Consider the following 24,825-nt stretch of genomic DNA (forward strand, 5'->3'; position numbering starts at 1 on the left):
TAAGGAGGAATTTATGAGCGATAGTAAAATTGGGAGGCGAGAATTCCTCGTAAAATCCGCATCAGGAATTGCCGGGTTAGCATTGGGCACTATGCTTGCGGATTCGAGGGCAATAGGTGCAAATGACCGTCTTTCCATTGGTGTAATTGGCGCTGGTGGCAAGGGACGCGACAACATGGCGCAGGCAATGCGATATTCGGATGAACTAAACCTTGAGATTACAGCAGTCTGCGACGTTTGGAAGGTAAACCTCGAATCTGCCGTGGCTGCCGTTGAAAAACAATACGGCAGAAAGCCCCGTGCGTTTACTGGTTACGAAGATTTGCTCGCACTTGATGACGTTGACGCTGTCCTAATTGCAACACCCGACCATTTGCACTGCCGCATGTTAATTGACGCAATGAAAGCCGGGAAGGACGTTTTTGTCGAGAAGCCCATGGCTATGTTCCTTGACCAGGCGAATGAATCTCTTCGAGTGCAAAAAGAGACAGGCCGCGTTGTGCAGGTAGGTACTCAGCGGCGGAGCGATGGGCGACACGCTGCTGCAGCCAGGTTTATTCGTTCGGGCGCTCTTGGCAAAATTAGCCGCGTGGAGGCGGCATGGAACGACTGCGCGCCTAGGTGGCGAAAAGGTGATGTATCAAATTGCAAGCCCGAAGACGTGGACTGGAAGAGGTTTCTCATGTGCGCCAAAAAGCGTCCTTTCAATGCAAGTCGCTTCCGAGAATGGCAGCTTTACCGGGATTACACGTTGGGACCAGTTGGCTTGCTAGGAAGTCACATGATTGACGTTGTCCATTGGTTTATGGATGACTACCTGCCTACGAGTTGCGTGTGCCATGGCGGAAACTACGTCTGGAAGGATGGCAGGGAGCATGAGGATACTATATATGCGTTATTCGAGTACCCCAAGGGGTTCATACTTCGATATTGCACAGGTCTTGGCAACACGTCGGGCAATGGGTGCTACTTCTATGGAACAAACGGTACATTTGACACGGTTACTTGGAAAGCCACCGGTGATGGCGGCAGCGGGAAAGACAAAATCAAAGAAGAGATAGTAATTCAAACAAGTGGCGGAGTGAACCATATGAAGAACTTCCTCGAGTGTATTAGAAGTCGGCAGACTCCCAATGCGAGTATATTTCATGGATACGCACATTCAGTTTGTGCAATCATGGCTGCTCGGTCGCTCAGAACAGGCAAACGCGTAACCTTTGATCCAAAGGAGCAGAAAATCTATGAGACCTAGCATATTCCTACTATTATTAGGTTTCACAATTGCATTTGAAATACCTGGATTTGGCAAGCAGACAATATCTGTCGTGGCAGAAAAGACGGATTACAGCGAAGTGCCTGTCACTGCGCTTATTCCAAATCCCGGCAAGATATCTGGAGTTATAGTACTAAAAACAAGCAAAGGGGAGCTTGTCCCTTGCCAGTCGGAAGTCGTTCCTGAGGGCTTGCGGATTACTTGGATTGTTCGCAACCTCAAGAAAGGCGAAGGGCGAACCTATACAGTGGTCCAAGTCGATGATAGGTTTGCAGTACCAGGGAAGCTTGTGAGCCTAAGGGATACCGAAGGGTCTGTTGCAGTGTTGATAGGTGGTTCGCTCTTCACTAGCTATATATACACGGGTGCGCCCAAGCCATATTGCTACCCAATAATTGGTCCAAGCGGTGGGCGAATTACACGCAACTACCCGATGCAGGTTGTGCCTGGAGAGACGACAGATCATCCTCATCACCGCTCATTTTGGTTTACACATGGTGATGTGAATGGTGTTGACTTTTGGTCCGAAAAGCCCGAAGCTGGCAAGATTGTTCATCGAAAGTTCGAGGCGCTGGAAAGCGGCCCTGTCTTTGCAAAGATATGCTCCCTGAATGATTGGGTAGGTCCTGATGGAAAGAAAGTCTGTGAGGACAGACGCGAGCTCAGATTTTACAATACCTCTATCGGAAGGCTTATGGATTTTGAGATAACAATTCGCGCTACCGAAGGTCCTGTAAAGTTTGGGGATACAAAGGAAGGCACAATGGGTATTCGGGTTGCCTCCTCCATGGATGTTGATAAGGGGCAAGGTCACATTCTCAATTCGCGCGGAGAAAGAGATGGTAGTGCCTGGGGCAAGCAGGCGGAGTGGTGTGATTATTACGGTCCAGTCAATGGAAAAACTGTTGGGATAGCGGTTTTTGACCATCCATCTAGCTTCCGACATCCAACCTATTGGCACGTGAGGACCTATGGCCTGTTCGCCGCCAATCCCTTCGGCTTACGCGATTTTAAAAATGACAAAAAGCTAGATGGCAGCCATACTATTCCAGCGGGTGGTGAAATTACATTTCGATACCGCATTTTTATTCACAAAGGCGATCCTGACTCCGCTGGCGTTGCTGCCGCATACTCCGCATATGCTAATCCACCCAAAATAGAGGTCGGAGAATGACCGCAAATAAAGAAGGTAGTACTGTCGAGACTCCATTAGAGCCGTTTGTAAAAGCGACACAATCAAAAAATTCGCGGTACGAGCGGTGGCGTTATACAACGTTCGCGGTTACCTGGATCACATACGCAGGTTTTTACCTAACTCGGCAGTCGTTTTCTGCCGCCAAAGCTGGAATACTAGAAGATCCGCTTGTACATGTCAGCAAGAGCATGCTTGGCATGGTTGATGCTGCGTATCTGATTGCTTATGCCATTGGTCAGTTCATTTGGGGAGTAGCAGGCGATAGGTTTGGTTGTCGTAAGGTTGTACTTACTGGTATCCTGCTTTCCATCGTGGCTGGATTTGCGATGGGTGTGTCATCGGTTATCTTGCTTTTTGGCATATTTTCATTTGCGCAGGGGATTGCCCAAGCTTCGGGATGGGCGCCGCTAACGAAAAATATCGGATGCTGGTTCTCGCAGAAAGAGCGTGGCCGAATTTATGGGTGGTGGTGTTCGAATTACTCTATTGGTCCAATGGTTGCCACACCTTTTGCGGGATATATGGCTGAACACTTCACAAATTGGCGTTACGCATTTTTTATCCCGGCAGCAACTTTCCTTCTTATATGGTTTTTGGCTTTGGCTTTCCAAAGAAACAAGCCAGAGGACGTTGGCTTAGTGGGAATTGAGGAATATCATTGCGAATGCTCAACAGGTTTGGCCACACCAAAAGAAAATGTCGAAGACAAGGAAAGCGCCTGGAAAGGTATATGCAATGCTTTTAAGAACCTAATGGTTCTTCGCCTTGCGGTGGTTTATTTTCTTTTGAAGCCGGCACGCTATGCACTTCTTCTTTGGGGACCTCTCATGGTAAAAGAGAAACTCGGAAAGGGAATGGGCGAGTCGGCTTTGATAAGTGCTTTATTTATGGCAGCGGGTCCTCTAGGAGTGTTGTTTGCTGGTTATGCATCAGACAAGCTTTTCAACGCTAGGCGGATACCAATTTGTGTAATAAGCCTCGTAATTCTCGCTATTATCACCTGTCTTTTTGATGTTCTTACGCATAGTGGAAGTCCCTTTGTAATGGGGCTAATGCTTTTCGCAATCGGCTTTCTTTTGTTTGGCCCAGACTCCATTCTCGTGGCGACTGCCGCTGTGGATTTTGGAACCAAGAGAGGTGCTTCTACAGCCGTTGGCTTAATCAATGGCTTTGGGTCCGCGGGGGCCGTACTGGGCGGCTCGTTACCTGGGTTAATTTCTGAAAAATTTGGTTGGGGGGCGTTATTTTATAGCCTGGCAGCGTGTTCTTTTGTTGCAGGCGCACTCTTGCTGCCCAAGTGGAATGCCGTTCCAGCAAAGGAAGAATAGCGATTTGAAATGAAAATGGATTCGCGAGAGCGCGTATTTCGCGCATTGAATTTTGAGCAACCGGACAGAGTGCCGATTGACTTTTGGATGTCTAGCGGTTTCAAGAAAAAAATCCTCAGCTATCTTAGGATAGACGAAAAGGCATTTCTTGACTCATACAATATTGACTTGCGGTACATCGAAGGACCTCGATATATTGGCCCACCGCTTAGAACATTCTCCGATGGCACAGATGAAGACATCTGGGGTGTTCGGCGTTCAACAGTAACTGTACCAACGCCTGGTGGACAGGAAACATATAAGGAGGTTGCCTGGTCTCCTCTTGCCTTTGCTAATTCTGTCGAAGATGTTTATGCCTATGACCACTGGCCTTCGCCTGATTGGTTTGATTATAGCAAAATCGAAAAACAATGCGATGAGATTCGCAATGAAGGACGAGTGGTCGTATTTATGGGAGACCGCATGAATCGTTTGGCACAGCTCAAGCCTGCGATGTACCTCCGCGGAGTCGAGGAAATTTTTATTGACATGGGTGTTTCTCCTGAAATAGCTGAAGCAATCTTCGCAAGGATTTGCGATTTCTATTGCGAATATGCGGAAAGAATATTCGAAGCGGCAAAAGGCAAAATAGACATTCTTCTTATGGGCGACGACTTTGGCTCACAGAATGGACCGTTGGTTTCGCCGGAGATGTGGGCACAGTTTCTTGGCAAGGGTTTTTCTAAATATATTTCGCTTGCAAAAGCATATGGTCTCCGTGTAATTCATCATACTTGTGGCTCTGTTCGGCAAATAATACCCCTAATGATTGAGCGCGGCCTCGACGTGCTTCAATCGCTCCAGCCGGAAGCGGCAGATATGGACCCAAGAACACTGAAGTCTGAGTTCGGGAACCAACTGGCATTTCACGGAGGAATTTCTGTTCAAAGAACGCTCCCCTTTGGTACGCCTGGGGACGTAAGGAGGGAAGTCAAGGACAGAATCGAGGCACTTGCGCCTGGTGGAGGTTATATTCTTTGTACGGCGCACAACATCCAAGCAGATACGCCAGTGGAGAATGTCCTTGCACTCCTCCATGCGTACATGGAGTATGGACGATACTGAAGCAAGAAAGGATTTACCAGGAAATCAAAGTTCAGGAGGAATAAGTGGAAAACTTCACCATATTCGACCTCATAGTAGTGCTTGCTTATCTTATTGGCATAGGCGGCATCGGAATTTACCAAGCCGTAAAGATAAAGAGTTCAGGCGACTACTTTGCAGGAGGCAGGAAGTTCAGCAAATGGCTGATGATGATGCACGCTCTTGGAACTGGGACGCATGCAGATGACCCAGTTGTTGTCACCGGTGCGGCATACAAGCACGGCCTCTCAGGAATTTGGTATACTTTCGTTTATTTATTTGTCACGCCCTTTTATTGGATTATTGCGCCGTTTTTTAGGCGCTCGCGGTTTATAACTACTGCAGACTTTTTTAAGGTGCGTTTTGGAAGAAAAATGGCGCTCTTATATTCGGTAATGGGCGTTATTACCTTTGCGCTTTACACGGGGATGATGCTTAAAGCAACTGGTACCCTTGCACATGCTGTCACCCAAGGCGCAGTGCCGGAGTGGGTTGCAATTGCCGCTATGACGGCGGTATTCGTTTCATACGGGCTCGCAGGTGGGTTAGTTGCAACGGTTGTGACGGAATCAATCCAAGGACTGCTGATTGTCGTAATGTCTTTGCTTCTCGTCCCATTTGGTTTGGTTAAAGTTGGAGGATTTTCACGCCTTCATGAACTTCTTAGCGCAGATAAGTTCAGTCTTCATGCACCAACCGAGCTTACAATACCTTGGATTATTACGGGCTCGATTATGATGTTAATTGGCATTGTTTCTCAGCCTCATATTATGGAGGTTTGCTCGACGGGTAAGACGGAATTTGAGGGGCGTGTAGGATTCACATATGGCAACTTTGTAAAGCGGTTTTGCGCTATAGGGTGGGCGCTTACAGGCGTCATAGTGCTTGGCTTGGTGACAATGCCGCACGGCATCCCGCCGCTCGGGGCGGAAAGAGAGGCGGCCTTTGGAACAGCGATTCGGGTGCTCCTGCCTGCTGGGTTTACAGGGCTGATGTTTGCCGCAATTCTGGCGGCACAGATGTCAACATTGAGTGCGTTTATGGTGGCGTCGTCGGCTCTGCTGGCGCGGAATATTTACAAAGAGCACATCAATCCAAATGCCGACGACCGGCAGCTTCTGTGTTTGGCGCGTTGGATAGGTTTGATAGTTGTTGCAATCGGCGTCATTTTTGCGCTATGCGTATCAGGTGTGGCTCAGGCTTTAGTGATAAACTGGGCTGTATCAACGCTTACTGGCATATTTATGTGGTTTGGGGTATTGTGGCGGAGAACTAATGCTACTGGCACATGGGTATCTTTTGCCGTCATGGCTGTAATTTGGTTGGTTCTTGGTCCAGCTGGCGGCGCGATTAAAAACTTTTGGCCTTCTGCACCTGCGGTTGTAGGCATTTACGCAGATAAGAGTATGCTCCAAAACTTGGGATTGTCTTTTCTGCCCGCAGGTATAGTTGCATTAATTATCGGAAGTATTGTTGCTGACAGAACAAGAAGCAGATTGCCCGCACTCATTTGGTTTGGCATGGTTGCAATTTCCTGGGCAATCGTTTTCCCTCTAAAGCTTGGTTTTGGAACGTTTATGGATTTCAATAAGGTTGCTCTCATGATGACCAATTGTTTGTGTGCTGCAATACTTGCTTTGTTGGTTGGAATGGTTTTCCCCAGCCACCAAGATAAACGAAAGTTGGAAGAATTCTATCTTCTTCTTAAAACGCCGGTTGGACGAGAAGAAGAATTGCGAAAAGCAGGCGTTGAGGTCGTATACGCAGGACACAGCGAAGGGCATCCGTGGGAGCTCAAGCATCCGCGATTGGTAAACATTGGCGGATTCTTTGTGGCGCTTGCATTTTCACTTATTGTTTTGGGTATTCTGTGGGGAATTTCACGGATAGGCGCGTGAATTTTTGGAGAGCTTTGATGTCGAGAATTGGCATAGCAACGTGGAACTTTGGCGAGGGCACACTTTGCGAAAGGGTGCGAACTTTCGCAGAAATGGGCTATAACGCAGTAAGCATAAACAATAGGGACCTCGATTTTCTAACTGAGGAAGAAGAAGGAGAGATAAGCAAGATCGCCGATGAGCATGACCTTTTGTTAACGTTTCACGGCAGCTTGGTGTCCAAAGTTGCCGATGAATCCACGATTGTTGCCCATGCCGAGAGAATGGTGAAATGGCAAAAGCGCACCGGCCGAATCAAATGTGCATCATATGATACTCCACATGTAGCAATTGCTGAGGGAATTTACCGTGCCGACCCCCAGCCCATACTAGGCATCCTGGACATGGTTCTCTCAATCTTTTCGGGAACTGGGGTGCGCGTTCTATTAGAAGACTGCCCGATTTTCCCTTGGCAAGCAGAGCGCATGAAAGAATTAGCTGAAAAACACGTTCATCTTGCCATTTTAGTGGATCTTGGCCATATGAATATTCGCCTACGGGAGCCAAGACATAACCCACAACCACTCAAAGCAGGGGCGGTCGAGGAATATCTCAAAGGTATCCCATATGAAATAGCGGAGTTGCACGTTCACAGCAACGATGGAACAAAGGACCAACATGCTCCGCCTTATGCGCCCAATGCCGACCTTGCGACTGCTGCCAAAGTACTGCGAGAAATAGGCTTCAATGGCGTTTCCACCATCGAGTTAGTGCCGGCTTGGTGTGGAATGCAGGCCGAGGAAATTATTCCCGCCTGCAGAAAGTCATTAGATTATTGGGCAAATCTCCTTGCTTAGGCAAAGTAGCTTTAACAATTGCACGGTGGCAATGGTTGGCATTCACGAACGCTTTTTATGCTTGTCGAAATTATCGGCACCACTCAGTAGCTTGCATCCTCGACCATAGATGGGTATAATTGTGCGAGCGGGTGCACAATGGCCTGCTAGAAGGAGCTAAGCACATGATGATTTCAGCGGCAACGATAGTGATCATCGCAGTATTGGGCGTAGCCGGCCTAATAATTCTTTGGCTGGTGTATCTATACAACCGATTAGTTGTTTTGCGAAATAGGATTAACAATGCCTGGTCGCAAATTGACGTCCAGCTTCGTCGGAGATATGATTTAATCCCAAATCTCGTCGAGACTGTGAAAGGCTATGCGGCACATGAGAAGGAGGTTTTCACAAAAGTAACCGAAGCTCGGGCCGCAATGGCTTCAGCGCAAACTATCGCAGAACAAGGGCAGGCGCAAAATATGATTACCCAGGCTCTCAAATCTCTTTTTGCGGTTGCTGAGGCGTATCCAGATCTTAAAGCGAACCAGAACTTTATGATGTTACAGGAGGAGTTGTCGGGGACAGAGAGCAAGATTGCGTATGCCCGCCAATTCTACAACGATACTGTGATGGCTTACAACACGCTCATCCAGTCGTTTCCGGCCAATCTTTTTGCAAAGGCATTTGGTTTCACCGAAAGAGAATACTTCCCTATGGAAGAAGCCGCACGTGAGCCCGTTCAAGTCAAGTTTTGATAGAAGGCGAGGAGTGTTGCTTAAATAAAGGCTTATCCATTACTAATTATTGTCCCATGTATGAGCAAATTGCTTCGAATATACGCAGGTCATACTTACTAATATTCGCCTTCATCTTATTGATTTGCGGGCTGGGGTATTTATTCTCAGAGACCACTGGCTATCCTGAGATTCTCCCACTTGCGCTTGTTTTTGCCATCGTGAGCAGCATAGGTAGTTACTACTATAGTGACAAGATTGTGCTTGCGATGTCTAATGCGCGGCCAGCGACTAAAGAGGAACATGCCTTTCTAATTAACTCCGTTGAAGGTCTTGCGATTGCAGCCGGAATTCCTGTCCCAAAGATCTATGTCATTGATGACACCGCACCAAACGCATTTGCGACCGGCAGAGACCCTGAACACGCAGTAATTTGTGTGACAACAGGTTTGATGCAAAAACTGAACCGTATTGAACTAGAGGGAGTTATTAGCCACGAGATGGCACATATAAAAGGATTCGATATTCGCCTAATGGCGCTGGTCGCGGTTCTTGCTGGCACGGTTGTCTTAATATCCGATTGGTTGCTTCGGAGCATGCGGTTCGGCTTTATTCGCCGTAATAGAAACCGCGGATCGGGTGGGAATCCTTTGGTGTTGGCAATTGCGCTGATTGCCGCTTTACTTGCACCTCTAATCGCTCTTTTGATGCAGCTTGCTATTTCAAGGAGGCGGGAGTTTCTTGCCGATGCTCAGGGGGCATTGCTTACTCGATATCCAGAAGGTTTGGCAAGCGCTCTTGAAAAAATCGCATCAGATACAGAACCACTCGAGGCAGCAAATAAAGCAACTGCCCATATGTATATCTACAATCCTCTGCGCGACTATGGAGGATGGCTAAACAATCTTTTCAGCACACATCCGCCAATTGAGGAACGCATTCGCCGCTTGAGAAGCATGTAATCTTGATGTTTAATTTTAAAATGTTGAGCGCCAAATATTAAGCGCCCAAATGTATGAAAGGACAGCAGCAACAAAAAACATTGGGTTTGAGCATGACCAGCGAGAGGTCAGGAGAAGTTTTTGCCTTCTCTCGATGGATGCCATTTTCTATTTTTGTGGTCTTGCGTTAATTGATTCTCAAACCGTTCTTCCCACTTTCTTGGCGACACTTACGAAGTCCCCTATGCTGATTGGCGCATTGATGGCTATTCGCCCTGCGGGTGTTTTCATCCCCCAGCTCTGGAGTGCTCACTATCTTCGGAAGCGGACGCGCCACAAAGGTTTCCTTATTAAGGTTGCCTCAATTTCGAGAATTGCCGTAACTTTCTTTGCAATAATTCTTTTCTTTGCAAACAGTGGAGATAAAGTACTCATGCTCTGGGCTTTTGTTGCAATGTATACGGCGTTTTGGTTTTCAGAGGGTGGGGTGGGGGTTTCTTGGACCGACTTGGTTGCTAAGACGATTCCCGAACGGTTGCGTGGGCGATTGTTCGGATTGATGCAGGTAGTCGGAGGCATATTAGGAGTACTGGTTGGTGTTTTCGTGAGCCGAATGCTTTCGGAAAAAGGACCAGATTATCCAACAAATTTTGCTGTCCTAGTGGCTGTATCGGCTTTTTTCTTCTGGATGAGTTTAGCTAGTCTTTCTGCTGTTCGTGAGCCGGAAGGGCCCACCGATGATTATGACGGCGGCTTTCTTGAGTATATCGGCAAGCTGGGCAATACCCTCAAGGAACATAGCCAGCTTAAGCGGCTGATTGCAGTGCAAATGCTAGCAGGGCTAAGTGGGCTTTCGCTTCCATTTTATATACTATATGCGAAAGAAACATCCAAAGTCACTGGGGAAATGGTTGGTATTTTTCTTCTGGTGCAGACGATAGGAAGTATTCTAGCTGCATTGGTAACAGGTTATCTCAGCGACCATAGAGGGCCAAAGATCGCAATAATATTGACCCTTGTACTAGGTATTTCAGCGCCTGCCATGGCTCTTGTGGTTGGTGGCGCACAGGCATGGGCGTTTGGATTCGTTTTCCTAGTGGTTGGTGGACTCTTGGGAAGCTCGTGGATTGGTATAACGAACTTCCTTCTCGAGATTTCCGAACCTAAGGAACGGCGGGGGTTAATTGGGTTGATGAACACTGCGAATACACCGGCAATGCTGTATCCCCTTCTCGGCGGCGTAATAGCTCAGGAATTATCATACTGTGCTGCATTTGTTTTGACAGCGCTGGCTGCGCTAATTGCCCTCCTTCTTTCATTGGGATTAAAAAGCAAGAAAGATGATATGCTCTACTAACATTCAGCAGCCAGCGCTGATTTGGTATTGGCATACCGTAGAGCCCTAGTTCGAATTCTAAGCCTAAGCTTCTGAAATTCTTTGTTTTTGGGAAAATTAGTAAGGCGTGTTGCGAAATAAAGTACGATTAAAGCTCGAGATGCAGGTTTGTATATGTATTTATCCCTTGGGTTAACTTTCCGACAGACCGTTTCTATTTAGCGTAGTTGTTTTCAATTACTAGCTGCTAATACGATGCGATTGCGGAAGCGGGCTTTTTATGTTATACTGTGCGGGTATACTAGGCTTGTATACGACAGGTTGCCGGAGGGGCAATTGTGAAGCATGGTTTGGTGGTTGGAATCGTTGGTCCCACGGCAACGGGAAAAACTGCCGTCGGGATTGAGCTTGCAAAGCGCTTGGATGGGGAGATTATCTCCGCTGATTCGATGGCAGTCTACAAGTTAATGAATATTGGGACTGCGAAGCCGACACCAGAGGAACTTGGCGGAGTTCGGATTCACCTAGTTGACGTTGTTTGGCCAGATGAGGAATTCAGTGTTGCAGAGTTCAAGCGGTTGGCAGAGGAAGCAATTGCAGATATTCTGTCACGAGGAAAAATGCCTTTGGTTGTTGGCGGCACTGGGCTTTACATAAAAGCGCTCACAGGTGGTTTAAGCATTCCAAGCATAGGACCCGACCGGATGCTTCGGGAGCAGTTAAAAGCTGAAGCGGCACAGTATGGAAATGAATACTTACTTGAACGTCTTCGAGCAATTGATCCGATTACGGCAAGCCGACTGCATCCAAATGACCTTAAAAGAATAATTCGGGCACTCGAAGTTTATGTAATTTCTGGAATGCCAATATCGCATTTTCATGGGATTGCTAGTGAGTACAAAGCGCTTTATGATTTTAAGCTATTTGGCCTTACCTTGAGCAGGCCTACCCTCTATGCTCGTATTGAAGAAAGAGTTGAAGAGCAAATCAGAGCTGGACTTATAGAGGAAGTCCGATCACTTTTGGAGAAGAATTATAGTCCTGATCTACCCTCGATGAAAGGTTTGGGGTATAAGCAAGTTGCAGGATATTTGCGCGGCGAATATGATTTAGAAACCGCTATTAAGCTGCTGAAGCGAGATACTAGGCGATTTGCAAAAAGGCAATTTACCTGGTTTCGTGCGGATAAAAGCATACATTGGATAGATGTTGAAGGACTCAGTCCATCGCAAGTTGCCGAGAAGGTTATTGGCCTGCTAAAGGCAAAAGTCTAGTCTACGTGTAATGCTAGGGGGAGCCCCATTTAGGTACGGAGGATAAACGTGATGAACAAGGGACCGGTAAACCTGCAGGATTTGTTTCTCAACCAGGTGCGCAAAGAAAACGTTCCAGTAACCATTTATTTGATTGGTGGCGTGCAACTTAAGGGGGTTGTGCGCGGCTTTGATGCCTTTACTATAATGCTGGACAGTCCTGGCAAACCCACACAGCTTGTATATAAGCATGCAATTGCTTCGGTAGTACCTTCAAGGCAGGTAACCATACAACAAGAGTCCCAAAAGGAAACGTCTGAAGAACAGGATGCGGAAGCTTGAGTTTGTAAAAATGCACGGAATCGGCAATGACTTTGTTCTTGCCGATTCCGTTACAAATGGCATACCCGATGTTGACCTAAAAGACCTTGCCATTCGCATTTGCGATAGGAATTTTGGCGTAGGTGCGGATGGGCTTTTACTTGTCCTGCCTTCAGAGATTGCCGACTATCGAATGCGTCTCATTAATCGCGATGGAAGCGAGGCTGAGATGTGCGGCAATGGAATTCGTGTTTTCGCAAAATATCTTTATGACCGTGGTATGGTAGGCGAAACGGCGGAAATAGAGACCCTTGCGGGTATTAAAACAATCCAGCTTGAAGTAAAAAATGGGAAAGCAATTGGGGCAACAGTCGGAATGGGCAAGCCGCGCCTTCGGGCAGAGGATATTCCTGTCATCGGCTATGAAGGTGAAGTTGTCAACCGGCGGCTTGATGTCGAAGGCGAAAGTTTGCAAATTACATGTGTCTCGATGGGCAACCCACACTGCGTTGTCTTTGTGCAATCAACAGACGAGGTTCCTGTTGAAACGCTTGGCCCTAAGATTGAAAAGCATCCCGTGTTCCCGCAGGGTACTAACGTCGAGTTTGTGGAAGTAATAGGTCCGACAGAGCTGAAAATGCGTGTTTGGGAGCGCGGTGCGGGTATGACGATGGCATGTGGAACCGGTGCTTGTTCTTCAGTTGTGGCGGGGGTGCTGAACGGATTGTGTGAACGGCGGGCTACAGTGCATTTGCCTGGCGGAAACTTATTCATTGATTGGCAGGAAAATGACGAAATATTTATGACAGGCCCCGCCGAGGAAGTTTTTGTGGGCAAATATATGTATTAAATCGGCATTGGAAAGTGGGACAAACAGGCAATGGTAGAGTTCGCAAAGAGACTTCAAAGCATACCACCCTATCTATTTGGAGAGGTTGCGAAATTGAAGGCGCAAGCTCTCGAAAAATGGGGGGATATTATAGATTTTGGGATAGGAGACCCTGATCAGCCGACTCCGAGTCCTATTATTGAAGAATTAGCCAAAGCTGCTATGGACTCTACTACCCATAGATACGATGAAACGGACTATGGATTACCCGAATTTATAAATGCGGTTGCAGGGTGGTACGGACGAAGGTTTGGCGTGGGTCTCGACGCAGATAAGGGTGAAGTACTATTACTTATTGGGTCAAAGGAAGGACTCGCTCACCTGGCATGGGCATTTATTGACCCAGGAGATATAGGATTAGTTCCTGACCCTGGATATACGGTATACAAGATAAATATTGCTCTTGCCGGTGGGGCGCCTTACACAATGCCGCTCCTGGCTGAGAATGGCTTTCTTCCTGATTTTTCTGCCATACCATCAGACGTAGCGCGGAAGGCGAAACTGCTTTATATCAATTATCCAAATAACCCAACAAGCGCAACCGCTACTCTTGAATTTTTCGCCGATGTGGTGGCTTTTGCGAAGAGTTACGATATTATTGTTTGCCATGATGCCGCATATTCAGAGGTTACTTACGATGGCTATCGCGCGCCAAGTTTCTTGCAAGCGCCTGGTGCAAAGGATGTAGGAATTGAAATACATTCGCTTTCGAAGACCTACAACATGACGGGTTGGAGAATCGGTTGGGCAGCTGGCAATCCAGATATAATAAAGGGCCTAAGTAAGCTGAAATCATATGTTGATTCGAAACAGTTTGGGGCGATTGACCGTGCGGCAGCATATGCACTTAATCATTTGAACGGTGTTCCTGACACTTTAGCCTTGTATAAAAAGCGGCGGGATATTCTTATAGATGGATTAAATAGTCTTGGGTGGAGCTTGCCAAAGACAAAGGCAACGTTATATGTTTGGGTGCCAGTGCCGCCAGGTTATACGTCTGTTGAATTTAGGAACACACTGATTGAGAAAGCTGGTGTTCTCGTAGTACCTGGTGTTGGTTATGGCGAATACGGTGAGGGTTTCGTGAGGTTTTCCCTTACTGTGAGCGGTGATTCCGATGGCGAACGTGTCGCCGAAGCCATAGAAAGAATTAGGAAAAATATAACGATACGCTGGTAGGGGTCTGTTTGCACATGCGAATAGTAGGCATACTTAGGAGTAAATTAATCTTATAAGCGGAAAACATCCGGTAGGCGCAATATTTGTAGCTAATAAAGTAAAATGGATTCGGCTTGCAGAATGAATTGGAAGTTTTCTGCAAGCCGAATGTTATTAGGGGTGGTTTATCAGTTAATCAATTTTTACGGTTGATGGATCTGCCTTTTCAAGTTCGAAAGCCGAGTGGAGCACTTGTACAGCTTTCTGCACATCAGCCTTGGGGATTAAACAAGTGATGCGTATTTCGCTTGTTGTAATTGAGACTATATTTATCCCCTCCGCCGCCAATGCGCCAAACATTTTGTCGGCATAGCCAGGATGGCTTCGTATCCCCGTACCGACAATCGAAACTTTGGCTAAATCGGAGGAGCTTATCATTTCTTTTGCACCAACTTTTTTGATTACAGGTTCTAGCACCTTCTCAGCTTTTGCTAGGTCTGCAAGATTAACGGTAAATGACAGGTCGGTTACTCCATGACTGCTAACGTTTTGGACAATCACGTCCACGTTGATGTTTGCCTCAGCTAGGGCGTGGAAAATCTGATATGCAATCCCAGGGCGATCGGGCACCGAACAAACAGTAATCCTTGCAACATCGGTGTCGTGTGCGATCCCTCGGACGGGATTTCTTAATTCCATGCTCTCATCCTCCTTAGTAATTAATGTTCCTATTATGTCCTTAGCGCTGTGGGCTACGTATACGTCTATTCCGTAAAGTTCGGCTAACTCAACCGCCCTTGAATGCATAACGCGAGCTCCTTGTCCCGCCATTTCCAGCATTTCTTCATAGGATATTCGGTCGAGTTTCCTAGCTTGTGGTACAAGCCTTGGGTCAGCGGTGAAGACCCCGTCCACGTCGGTATAGACCTCGCATTTATCTGCATTTAAGGCAGCAGCAAGGGCCACTGCTGTGGTGTCCGAGCCACCTCGGCCAAGTGTAGTAATATCAGCCCAAGTTGCGTTATCTGTGATACCTTGGAATCCTGCGACTACAACAACCTTTCCTGATTCGAGTTCTTGACGGACACGGGTAGGATCAATACTTGCAATTCGAGCTTTCCCCGGTACCTTCTCTGTTATGATGCCTGCTTGGCCTCCTGTAAGAGAAACCGCAGGGACACCGATTTCGTGAAGTGCCATCGTCAAAAGTGCACTGCTAGCTTGTTCGCCGGTTGACAAAAGCTTGTCAAGCTCGCGTTCATCAGGGTGTTGGGTGATGGCTTTTGCCATTGCAATAAGGTCATCTGTAGTGTCACCCATTGCAGACACAACCACCACAACTTTATTTGATTCGTTGGCAACCTTTTTTATTCGGTCGGCTACTAAGCAAATCTTTTCTGTTGTAGCTACCGAACTTCCTCCATATTTCTGAACAACAATCACTTCGTCAAACCCCTTCCCGGTCCCTGAGTATGAAAACCAAATGATAATACTGATAAAAGGTTAAACGCCTTTATGCAATTTCCTGCATTATAGAGCCCAAAATTTTGCCATCAGGCATCTTCAACTTACCTCATAGTATACTAAATATATTAATGATTTTGCAACGTAAGATGGGAGTATTTTTGAGTTGGCGGTTAGAGTGCTTTGCTGTTGGGGCAACAAGGTAATTGAAGCAGAAAGATATTGTGAGTCCACTATTTAGTTAAAAGCTGGGTGGTATTACCACCCAGCTTTTAATGTGATGTTACGCGACTTTTGCCTCCTCAGCTTTTGCTTCTTCCTCTGCAGGCCGGCGTGCACGTCTTGGTACAACTTTTATTTCATTGTGAACATCTACGACGCCTGGTATCCACCAAGCATCATCTCCTGCAGCATGTTTGATTCGCTTGCTTGGAACCTCACCACGGAGGTAAACAGTTCCCGCCTCTACGGTGACGTCAATATTGGCGTCAAACGGGATAAGCGGGTCTGCGTCAATTGCGTCATAGATCATCTCTTCAATCTCGGAGTCTGTGGGCAGTCCACCGTAGTAGGCAGGTGTATAAGGTGGAGCATACCCCCATGAAGGAGCTGCCCAAGGAGAATGTCTCCAAGCAGGGCTTTGCATTGGCGCTGTCCATCCTTGAGCCCACCATCCAGGGCCAGCTCCCCATGCTGGTGCTGGCCACATTGGAGCACCTTGCCATCCGGTTTGTGGGTTCCCACAACAAGGACATATTGCGAAACCGTTTGCCAATACTAACACCTCCTTTTGTAGCATTGATGCAATATTTTTATTTTCCTAATCGATGGGATTTGAAACCAGAATTGGTGAATTTAATGCGGTTAAATGATTTGGTTGTTTTGTCTTGTTTGAAGCTCATTATGAACGTCTACTACGCCAATTGTATTTTGCGCATAATTTTCTGCTACCAGACGTTCTTCTTCGGAGTTCACGACGCCGGAAAGCGTGACTACGCCATTTTTTACTTCAACAATGATTTCACGAGGGTCGAGTTGGGTGCTTGATTCAAACGCTTGGATTATGTCTCCTCTTATTTCTTCGTCAGAACGCTCGATTCCGGCCTTGGGGCCATATTGGTTAAATAATGGTTGATATATGTCATAAAGTTTATTAGTCTGGTTTTTATTCATAAGAATATTCTTCCTCGGCTTTTTTGACTATCAGATGATTTTCAACTTGCTGAACGCCTGGAACTGCTGAGGCAATTTCTTTTGCCAAGTCTCGTTGCTTTTCATTTGTCACTTCGCCGTAAATGCGCACTACCCCATCGTGAGACTGTACGTCTAGGTTTAGAACTGTAAGCCGTGGGTCGTCAGAAATTGCTTCTGCAACGTCATTGGCTATCGTAACATCATCAATTGGTTTACCCGGTGCTATATGGATATCGCAGATAACCTCCCTAACTCCTTTTACAGATTCGGCTATTTCAATGGCATGTTTTTTAACAGCCAGGCTTGGAACCTTGCCCATTAGCACGACAGTTCCATGATAGGATCTTGCACCAACAGATATTAGGTCCGGTTCGCTAGCAAACTTTTCGCTTAATTCTTTTTCAATCTCAATGTCGGGATGTTCGCCATCGCTGCTAACAGTGATGTCATTTTCTACGGCCTTGACTCCTTTGATACTTTTGGCAATCTCTCCAGCAATTTCTTTTTCCTCAAGGGTGTCTACCACGCCTGACAATATTACTTTACCATCCTGGGTCTCTACTATAATGTTAGTTTCTTTAACATATGGCGATGCGCCAAAGGCGGCTATTATATCTCCAGTAATTTCGTCATCACTACGAACCTTCACCTTGTCCTCCTTCTTTAGTAGTCAGCAATTGAAATGGGAAGGGCAGAACTTGCTGCTCTGCCCATGTTTTCATCATCTTATTGAACACTTAGCTTTCTTTTACGAAAGCCTATTGCTCTAGGGTTTTTGAGAATCAAGTGCAATTTTGAATACTTCATCAATGCTCTCAACGAACTCAAAGTTCATTTCTTTACGCACGTCTTCGGGGATGTTTTCCTCGACGTCCTTTCGGTTGTCTGCTGGTAGTATCACTGTTTTAATTCCCGCACGGCGTGCTGCTAAAACCTTTTCCTTAATTCCTCCAACGGGCAACACTCTGCCAGTAAGCGTAATCTCGCCAGTCATCGCTACGTCAGGCTTGACAATCCTGCCCGTGAGGAGAGATGCCAGCGCAGTTGCTATGGTTATGCCTGCTGATGGACCGTCTTTTGGTATTGCCCCCGCCGGAACGTGCAGGTGAATGTCGCTTTTTGCAAAGAACTCTGGGTCAATATTTAGTTCAGATGCATGAGAGCGAATATAGGAAAGAGCGGCTTGAGCAGATTCCTTCATTACGTCGCCTAACATGCCTGTCATTGTAAGTTCCCTTTGGCCCGGCATTTTGGCAGCCTCAACAAACATTACCTCGCCGCCAATCGGAGTCCATGCGAGTGCCGTTGCCACCCCAGGTACTCGCACTCTTTGCAAGACTTCTTCATGTTGGAACCTAGGTGCACCCAAATATTCCACTAGCTTGTCAGGATCAAGGTGGACACTTTCGGTTCTGCCCTCGGCGAATTGTCTGGTTACCTTGCGACATACTGCGGCAATCTCACGTTCGAGGTTTCTGACACCGGCTTCGCGCGTATATCCTCTAATTAGAGTGTAGATGGCATCGTCAGTCCAAATGAGGTTTTCTTCTTTTAAGCCATGCTCTGCTAGTTGTTTTGGAATAAGGTGATGCTTGGCAATCATCAACTTTTCTTCTTCGGTATAGCCAGCAATTTCAAGAACCTCCATGCGGTCTTTTAGCGGCGGTAGGATTGGGTCCAGCATATTTGCAGTTGTAATGAACAGCGTACGGGACAAGTCAAATGGAACCTCGATATAGTGGTCACGAAATTCCCTATTCTGTTCTGGATCAAGCGCCTCGAGAAGAGCCGCAGAGGGATCACCTCTAAAGTCTGCTCCGACTTTGTCAATTTCGTCCATCATGAAGACAGGATTGTTTGAACCTGCGCGCCGGATACCTTGAATAATCTGGCCTGGCAATGCTCCAATGTATGTTCGGCGGTGTCCACGTATTTCGGCTTCATCGCGAATGCCGCCAAGCGACATGCGCACGAACTTTCTACCCAAAGCGCGTGCAATTGACATCCCAAGCGATGTTTTTCCCACGCCAGGTGGCCCGACAAAGCATAGAATCGGTTGCCGTACCTCGCCGGATGCCTTGAATTTTCTTACCGAAAGGTATTCGAGAATTCGTTCTTTGATCTTATCGAGGCCATAGTGGTCCTCGTCGAGTATCTTTTTAACGTGTAGGATGTCTAGATTATCTTCTGTGCTTATGCTCCAAGGTAGCGAAATGAGCCAATCTAAATAAGTGCGAGACATTGAATACTCAGGAGCTCCAGGCGGCATTCTTTGAAGACGGTCAAGCTCCCGATTAGCTGCCTTCTCAGCTTCGGGAGGCATTTTTGCCTTTGCTATTTTTTCTTTAAGCTCATTAATCTCCATTGTGCGTTCGTCTATTTCGCCGAGCTCCTTTTGTATTGCCTTTAGTTGCTCGCGCAAATAGTACTCGCGCTGGGTTTTTGTCATTTCGCTTTGGATTTGCGATTGGATTCGACTACCTATTTCAAGAACTTCTACTTCACGAGAGAGAATTGCCAAGAGTTTTGAAAGACGTTCGCGAACATCTACTGCCTCAAGGAGTTCTTGCTTTTGGGGGGTTGGGATGGGCAGATTATTGGCTATCGCGTCCGCCAAAAAACCTGGCTTAGTTACAGTATTGGGCAACGCTTGAAGTTCGTCAGGAATGTTCGGCGATAGAGCGACCACGCGCTGGAAAAGGTTGCCAACATTTCGCCTAAGTGCTTCAATCTCGATTGTTTCCTCAGATGTGTAGTCGGTTTTCTCTGGAAGGACCTCAACCTTCGCGCGAAGGTAAGGCTCAAGCTGAGTAACTTCTCGGATTCTTATTCGCTGGATGCCCTGCACGATTAATCGGATGTTATCGGGCAGGCGCATCATTGTATGTATGACAACGGCTGTTCCAACTGGATATATATCTTCCTGCTTTGGGTGTTCTATTTGGGGATCACGCAGTGTGGCTACAGCAATGATTCGCTCGCCACTTGTTACAGCGTCGTCTATTAACTTTATAGAACTTTCTCTTCCCACCGAAAGCGGGCTAACGACAAGTGGGAAGAGGACAGTGTCGCGCAGCGGTAGCAAACGAAGCTCCTCTGGAATTGGCATCTTCGTTCGGTCTTCTGCAGAGTTTACAACGTTTTCCATTATTTCAGATGATACGTCTTCCATATGCAAATTGCTCCGTAGATTTAATGTCTTTGTAGTTAATGCTTATCGGACTTTTTCTCCTCCTCTGTGTGTCCTTCAATTGGTACTTTGCGCGAAGTTGGTATGTGTTCAAGCTTGGGAAGAGTTACGATTAGAAAACCTTCCTTATATTTGGCGCTAATTCGGTTTCGGTCAATCGAAATACCAGGAGGAAGAGGTATGTCACGCTCAAAATGCCCGAAATAACATTCTAATTGATAGTAGCGTTCTTTGCGCCTGTTATCTACATAGGCTTCGGACCTGTTGCCTTGAACGTTGAGAATGCGTCCGTCTGCCGACAATGTAACGGACAACGATTCTCTTGGCACACCAGCAATTTCGACTCGCACGACTAGCTCGCCTGGTGTTTCATATGTATCGGCTTTTGGAACCCAAAACTCGGGTTCCTCGGCTGGAAGCTCGAGTAGTCGGCGCATAGCCTCAGCGGAACAACGTTGCATTTCCAATTCCATTTGTCTGATTAAGTCTTCGTAGTCTTTGAACATTTACAGACGTACCTCACTTAAGCTATTCTTTAATCTTGTAAGAATCTTGCACAGATTACTTCCCCATCGTCACATAAACTTGGTGCACAGCTCCATCCTGGAACGCTGGAATTAGGTTTGAAGGATACTCTTTTCCGTCTACAACCACCTTCTTAACGCCTTTATTTACGTGCTCTGGATTTTCTACGTGTATTTCATAAATAGCGTTCCTAAAAGTTCGTTTTATCGAATACCTATCCCATGAGCTTGGGATGCATGGATCTATTCTTAGTCCTTCCAATTCAGGTCTGACGCCCATTATCCATTCGAGCGAGACCTTCCACATCCACGCCGCTGTTCCAGTCATCCATGTAAACTCGCCAAGGCCAAAATCTTGCGAATCTGGGCCGTGAACATACTCAGCATAAACGTATGGCTCAGCTTTGTAAACATCAGGGTTCTTGCCCCTTGTGATAAATGAACTCCTTTTCCAAATGTCGTATGCGCGGTCTCCTCTTCCCAGTATGCATTCTGCCATGACCGCCCATGCTACAGGATGGTTGAAAATTGTTCCATTTTCCTTAGTACCGGGCGCAAACCGGGTGATTATTCCTATCTTGGGGTTCGGCTCGGAGTATGCCGGAAGGAATAGCACTGGGCCGTATTGGGTTTCGAGATGCTTTTCGACTGCTTGCATGCATGTTAACGCGCGTTCGCCTTTGGCGATGCCGCTCATTACCGCCCAGCTTTGGGCATTTAAGAAAATTTTGCCTTCAGGATTTTTTGAACTCCCGAAGACTTGGCCATCGTCGCGCGTGCCTCGAACATACCATTCACCATCCCAAAGATGTTCGTTTACTGCGTCGGCAATTTCATCGGCAGCTTTTTCATATTTTTCAGCCAATTGTTCCATACCTGCAGCTCGGAGAATCACAGATGATTCTTTCAGCATCCAAACTAAGTGCTCTGAGACCATTGTGCTTTCGCCTCGCCCTTGGCGGCCTACATGGTCGAGGCCATCATTCCAGTCGGCAGCCTCCATCAAGGATATGCGTCGTGGGCTTAGCCTTGATAAACTATAGTCTAATGCATGGATTAGGTGCTGGCGAACAGTCTCTGCTCCACCGTCATAGTAAGGGGCTAGCTCATCAAGAAATGATAAATCACCAGTTTCTTTTATGTATTCAACGATACCCATTACAAGCCATAGGGGGTCATCGCTGTGTCCGGTTTTTACTCCAATGTTTGTTAGCGGATCCCAATTGTGCAGTGTGCTTCCATCGGGGAACTGGTGCTCAATAATATAAAGAGCTCGCTGGCGTGCCCATTCGGGGTTATTCGGTAAGACGCCCAGCATATCCTGCCAGCTGTCGCGGAAACCTACTATTGAGGCGCCGCCGATGTAATAGGAATCCATCCTTGACCACCGTGAAGTAATCCAGGACTGGTATTTGTTCCAGATATTGAAAGAAAGGCAGAAATCCGGGTCGGGTGTGAAACACCAAGTGTGTGATATATAACCTTCCCAATATTTTTTAACCTCTTCGAGAGCATGTTCTGCTTCTTCCCACTTATCATATCGTTCTTTCATAGTAAAGGCATCCTCTTTGCGGGATGCTACTCCTAAGATTATGAGAAAACGCTTTTCTTCTCCTGGTTGGAGCTCAAAGTTATGTTGAAGAACACCAACGATTTCTCTTCCATTTCCTAAGCTATTTGTGCATTGCCCTTGTTCGACTACTATAGGACGTTCCCAGCCTCGGTAAACTCCTAGGAAGTTTTCCTCCAGGCAATCAAAGCCGGCAGGCTTGATGTTTGATGTAAAAAAGGCATACTTATCCCACCGAAGATTTGGATTGCCGGTGCCAATTGGCGCAACGTTCCAGAACCGTGTGGTAACAACGATTGTGTCATTTTCAAAATATACCTCATTGAAAAGTTGGGCGAAAGACGCCTCAATTAAATTGAATGCATAGTTTGCTAGCGACCACTCGATTGCTGAGAATGACGCAAGCTTCCTAGGTTTGTCACCGACGTTTTTAACCTTTACCATCCAGATTTCGCAATCATCGCGCCTTGGAACAAAATATGTAATCTCGCCTGCGATTTCGCTATACTCCGATTTAAGTTTTGTGTATCCTAGGCCATGTCTGGATTCCCAATTTACATATGGCTTTTGGACCGGCTGCCAATTGATATTCCAGTACTCCCCAGTTTCCATGTCACGAAGGTATACAAATCGGCCTGGACAATCGCGGTACACAACAAACGGAGGGTATTCTTTGGTGATTCGATTGTAACCTGAAGTTTCATAAAATGAATACCCTCCGCCTGTTTGTGAGCAAAGAGCACAATACTTTTCATTTGAGAGGTAGTTAATCCAAGGCCGAGGGGTATCCGGTCTATACATGATATACTCTTTCCCATCAAGCGAGAAATCACCGTATTTACTCATTGATCCAACCCCCTTACCAAAAGTTCGTCAACGTTAACATGCCTGACCCCCGGTACCCCGCTAACAATAAACTGCGCGACGTCTCTTTGCTCGAGGTTTTCCACATACCCTTTGAGGAAAACATTCCCTGCAGAGACACGCACCTCTATTGGCAGTCCGCTTATTCGTTTGTCAGATGCAAGTGCATTCCTAACTCTGTTTGATAAAGCTTCATCTGCGACAGTCATTTTCAAAACCTCTCCTACTTCTATTTTTTGGGATGTTTGGTAGCTTATAAAGCAACTATAGTGCGTTGAATGAGATCTACGTTTTATGAAGTTTTGCGATTCCTGTATTATATCTTCAAAAGCACGATATCCGGCTACAAAATGCCTACCCATGGGTGCGATAGTTCTAAACTCAGCAGAAACAAGCATACCCAGCGCTTGATTTGCAATTGTGCACAATCTAGCCTAACAAAATGTTATTTGCTTATGCTTCGGGCATCTTAGTGTAAGGTTGATTTATAATTGGGGCTAGTCAAGACATGAAAAATGCGTTAAAATCTAGATTGTTGTGTTTTGAAAATGTTTAAGTAGGGCTAAGCCCACAACTCATAGCGATTAAAATAAGAAAGGAGAAACATTAGTGGCTTACAAGATTACTGATGAATGCACCATGTGCGGAACCTGCATTGAGGAATGCCCATTTGAAGCAATTAAAGAGGGTGACCCCAAATACGTAATTGACCCTGATATTTGCACCGACTGTGGCTCATGCCAGGCTGTGTGCCCGACAGGAGCGATTGTAGAGGACTGAGTTTTTTAAAAGATTAAAATTGCGTGAACGGCATCCAGGGATGGTTCCGTCGGTGGGTGCCGTTTTTCTTTTCAGCTTTGGAAAGAATGAGTTCCGCGTCTGAGGAGGCAAGCAATGAAGGTCGCAGTGAGTGTTCGAAGTTTTGCTCTGGATTTCTATCGAGGTGAAATGGACCTTGAGAAATTTATATGGAAGGCAAAAGAGTTGGGTGCAGATGCTGTAGAGCTCAGCAGTTTTTATTGGCGAGACCGAAACGCAGAAATTGGAAAAGTCAAATCTGCATTAAAGGAAGCCAAAATGCCTGTGTGCACATGGGCTGTATGGAATAACTTTGTGAATCCTGATCTTGTTCAGCGTGAGGAAGCCCTAAATAGTATCTACAATGGCATTGAAGAAGCAGTGAACCTAAACTGCGGTGTAGTTAGGGTTTTATTGGGTACTGTTGCCAATGGTGTTTTGTTTCAGACTGCTCTTGATTGGATAGTTACAGGGTTGGTGGAAGCAGTTAAATACGCGGCACCACATGGGGTGGTGCTTGCTATTGAAAACCATGGATTTTTGGTTAGTAAGGCTGAGCAAATCGAGGATGTAATTAAGACTGTGGGCTCACCTATACTGCGTGTAAATGTTGATACAGGCAATTTTCTTCTTGTAAACCAATCCCCTGCAGACGCAATTAGAAGGTTGGCTCCTTGGATTATCTCCGTACATTTGAAGGATTACAAAGAAGTTCCTATTGGTTACCAGGGAAATGCTTGCATTGCCGCAGATGGCAGGAAATATATGGGGACAGTACTTGGTGAGGGCGATGCAGATATCCAGGAGTGCTTGAAGGTGTTAAGAGAAACAGGCTACAAAGGCTATCTTAGTATTGAATACGAAGGCGATGAAGATCCTTCCGCTGCTGTTTCAAAAAGCATTGCCTACGTGCGTTCGCTTCTAGCTTCACCTAATTAATAGTTTGGAAATGAAATAC

The 24,825-nt window shown here is 46.5% G+C and carries 23 protein-coding genes; 15 read left to right on the forward strand and 8 right to left on the reverse strand.

Annotated elements, in window-relative coordinates; translation table 11 throughout:
- The first annotated feature begins 13 nt into the window (after window positions 1-13).
- The 13 genes from QHH26_11685 (at window position 14) to QHH26_11745 (ending at window position 14,284) form a co-directional block, all read left to right on the forward strand.
- The gene (locus QHH26_11685; GenBank protein ID MDH7482616.1) at window positions 14-1,252 is read left to right on the forward strand and encodes a Gfo/Idh/MocA family oxidoreductase; all 1,239 of its coding nucleotides are present in this window, start codon (window positions 14-16) and stop codon (window positions 1,250-1,252) included.
- Window positions 1,242-2,447, forward strand: coding sequence for a PmoA family protein (locus QHH26_11690; GenBank protein MDH7482617.1), 1,206 nt, complete (start codon window positions 1,242-1,244; stop codon window positions 2,445-2,447). The genes QHH26_11685 and QHH26_11690 overlap by 11 nt, the downstream gene beginning before the upstream one ends.
- Window positions 2,444-3,796 (forward strand): MFS transporter, encoded by a 1,353-nt coding sequence (locus QHH26_11695; protein ID MDH7482618.1) that lies wholly within the window; start codon window positions 2,444-2,446, stop codon window positions 3,794-3,796. The genes QHH26_11690 and QHH26_11695 overlap by 4 nt, the downstream gene beginning before the upstream one ends.
- A gap of 9 nt (window positions 3,797-3,805) precedes the next feature.
- A complete protein-coding gene (locus QHH26_11700) occupies window positions 3,806-4,900 on the forward strand; it encodes a uroporphyrinogen decarboxylase family protein (GenBank protein ID MDH7482619.1) in 1,095 nt (364 codons plus the stop codon).
- Between the two features lie 44 nt (window positions 4,901-4,944).
- Window positions 4,945-6,816 (forward strand): sodium:solute symporter family protein, encoded by a 1,872-nt coding sequence (locus tag QHH26_11705; GenBank protein MDH7482620.1) that lies wholly within the window; start codon window positions 4,945-4,947, stop codon window positions 6,814-6,816.
- Window positions 6,817-6,833: 17 nt separating this feature from the next.
- On the forward strand, window positions 6,834-7,652 hold the full coding sequence (locus QHH26_11710) for a TIM barrel protein (GenBank protein ID MDH7482621.1): 819 nt from the start codon (window positions 6,834-6,836) through the stop codon (window positions 7,650-7,652).
- Window positions 7,653-7,816: 164 nt separating this feature from the next.
- Entirely contained in the window at window positions 7,817-8,386 is a 570-nt protein-coding gene (locus QHH26_11715) for a LemA family protein (GenBank protein MDH7482622.1), read from the forward strand.
- Between the two features lie 56 nt (window positions 8,387-8,442).
- On the forward strand, window positions 8,443-9,327 hold the full coding sequence (locus QHH26_11720) for a M48 family metallopeptidase (GenBank protein ID MDH7482623.1): 885 nt from the start codon (window positions 8,443-8,445) through the stop codon (window positions 9,325-9,327).
- A gap of 49 nt (window positions 9,328-9,376) precedes the next feature.
- On the forward strand, window positions 9,377-10,663 hold the full coding sequence (locus QHH26_11725) for an MFS transporter (GenBank protein ID MDH7482624.1): 1,287 nt from the start codon (window positions 9,377-9,379) through the stop codon (window positions 10,661-10,663).
- A 317-nt stretch (window positions 10,664-10,980) separates the two neighbouring features.
- Entirely contained in the window at window positions 10,981-11,916 is a 936-nt protein-coding gene (miaA, locus tag QHH26_11730) for a tRNA (adenosine(37)-N6)-dimethylallyltransferase MiaA (protein ID MDH7482625.1), read from the forward strand.
- A 51-nt stretch (window positions 11,917-11,967) separates the two neighbouring features.
- Window positions 11,968-12,237 (forward strand): RNA chaperone Hfq, encoded by a 270-nt coding sequence (gene hfq, locus QHH26_11735; protein ID MDH7482626.1) that lies wholly within the window; start codon window positions 11,968-11,970, stop codon window positions 12,235-12,237.
- On the forward strand, window positions 12,224-13,066 hold the full coding sequence (dapF, locus tag QHH26_11740) for a diaminopimelate epimerase (GenBank protein MDH7482627.1): 843 nt from the start codon (window positions 12,224-12,226) through the stop codon (window positions 13,064-13,066). The genes hfq and dapF overlap by 14 nt, the downstream gene beginning before the upstream one ends.
- A 30-nt stretch (window positions 13,067-13,096) precedes the next feature.
- Entirely contained in the window at window positions 13,097-14,284 is a 1,188-nt protein-coding gene (locus QHH26_11745; protein MDH7482628.1) for an LL-diaminopimelate aminotransferase, read from the forward strand.
- A gap of 171 nt (window positions 14,285-14,455) precedes the next feature.
- Here QHH26_11745 and QHH26_11750 read toward each other — a convergent pair whose 3' ends face one another.
- The 8 genes from QHH26_11750 to QHH26_11785 all read right to left on the reverse strand — a co-directional run bounded on the left by QHH26_11750 (window position 14,456) and on the right by QHH26_11785 (window position 23,278).
- On the reverse strand, window positions 14,456-15,706 hold the full coding sequence (locus tag QHH26_11750; protein ID MDH7482629.1) for an aspartate kinase: 1,251 nt from the start codon (window positions 15,704-15,706) through the stop codon (window positions 14,456-14,458).
- A gap of 304 nt (window positions 15,707-16,010) precedes the next feature.
- A complete protein-coding gene (locus tag QHH26_11755; GenBank protein MDH7482630.1) occupies window positions 16,011-16,502 on the reverse strand; it encodes a BON domain-containing protein in 492 nt (163 codons plus the stop codon).
- 89 nt (window positions 16,503-16,591) lie between these two features.
- Complete coding sequence (locus QHH26_11760; protein MDH7482631.1) at window positions 16,592-16,900, reverse strand: BON domain-containing protein; 309 nt, start codon at window positions 16,898-16,900, stop codon at window positions 16,592-16,594.
- Window positions 16,893-17,570, reverse strand: coding sequence for a BON domain-containing protein (locus tag QHH26_11765; GenBank protein MDH7482632.1), 678 nt, complete (start codon window positions 17,568-17,570; stop codon window positions 16,893-16,895). Before QHH26_11765 ends, QHH26_11760 begins: the two co-directional genes overlap by 8 nt.
- A gap of 117 nt (window positions 17,571-17,687) precedes the next feature.
- Window positions 17,688-20,093 carry an endopeptidase La gene (lon, locus tag QHH26_11770; GenBank protein ID MDH7482633.1) on the reverse strand — a complete coding sequence of 802 codons (2,406 nt, stop codon included), beginning with the start codon at window positions 20,091-20,093 and terminating at the stop codon, window positions 17,688-17,690.
- A gap of 35 nt (window positions 20,094-20,128) precedes the next feature.
- Entirely contained in the window at window positions 20,129-20,617 is a 489-nt protein-coding gene (locus QHH26_11775; protein MDH7482634.1) for an Hsp20/alpha crystallin family protein, read from the reverse strand.
- Between the two features lie 55 nt (window positions 20,618-20,672).
- The gene (locus tag QHH26_11780) at window positions 20,673-23,051 is read right to left on the reverse strand and encodes a glycosyl transferase family 36 (GenBank protein MDH7482635.1); all 2,379 of its coding nucleotides are present in this window, start codon (window positions 23,049-23,051) and stop codon (window positions 20,673-20,675) included.
- Window positions 23,048-23,278 (reverse strand): BON domain-containing protein, encoded by a 231-nt coding sequence (locus tag QHH26_11785; protein MDH7482636.1) that lies wholly within the window; start codon window positions 23,276-23,278, stop codon window positions 23,048-23,050. Before QHH26_11785 ends, QHH26_11780 begins: the two co-directional genes overlap by 4 nt.
- A gap of 400 nt (window positions 23,279-23,678) precedes the next feature.
- Between QHH26_11785 and QHH26_11790 the strand changes: the two genes are divergently transcribed.
- Complete coding sequence (locus QHH26_11790; GenBank protein ID MDH7482637.1) at window positions 23,679-23,849, forward strand: 4Fe-4S binding protein; 171 nt, start codon at window positions 23,679-23,681, stop codon at window positions 23,847-23,849.
- A gap of 114 nt (window positions 23,850-23,963) precedes the next feature.
- Entirely contained in the window at window positions 23,964-24,806 is an 843-nt protein-coding gene (locus QHH26_11795; protein MDH7482638.1) for a sugar phosphate isomerase/epimerase family protein, read from the forward strand.
- The last annotated feature ends 19 nt before the right edge of the window (window positions 24,807-24,825 follow it).

It is taken from the genome of Armatimonadota bacterium (assembly GCA_029907255.1).
GTDB lineage: Bacteria > Armatimonadota > UBA5829 > DTJY01 > DTJY01 > JAIMAU01.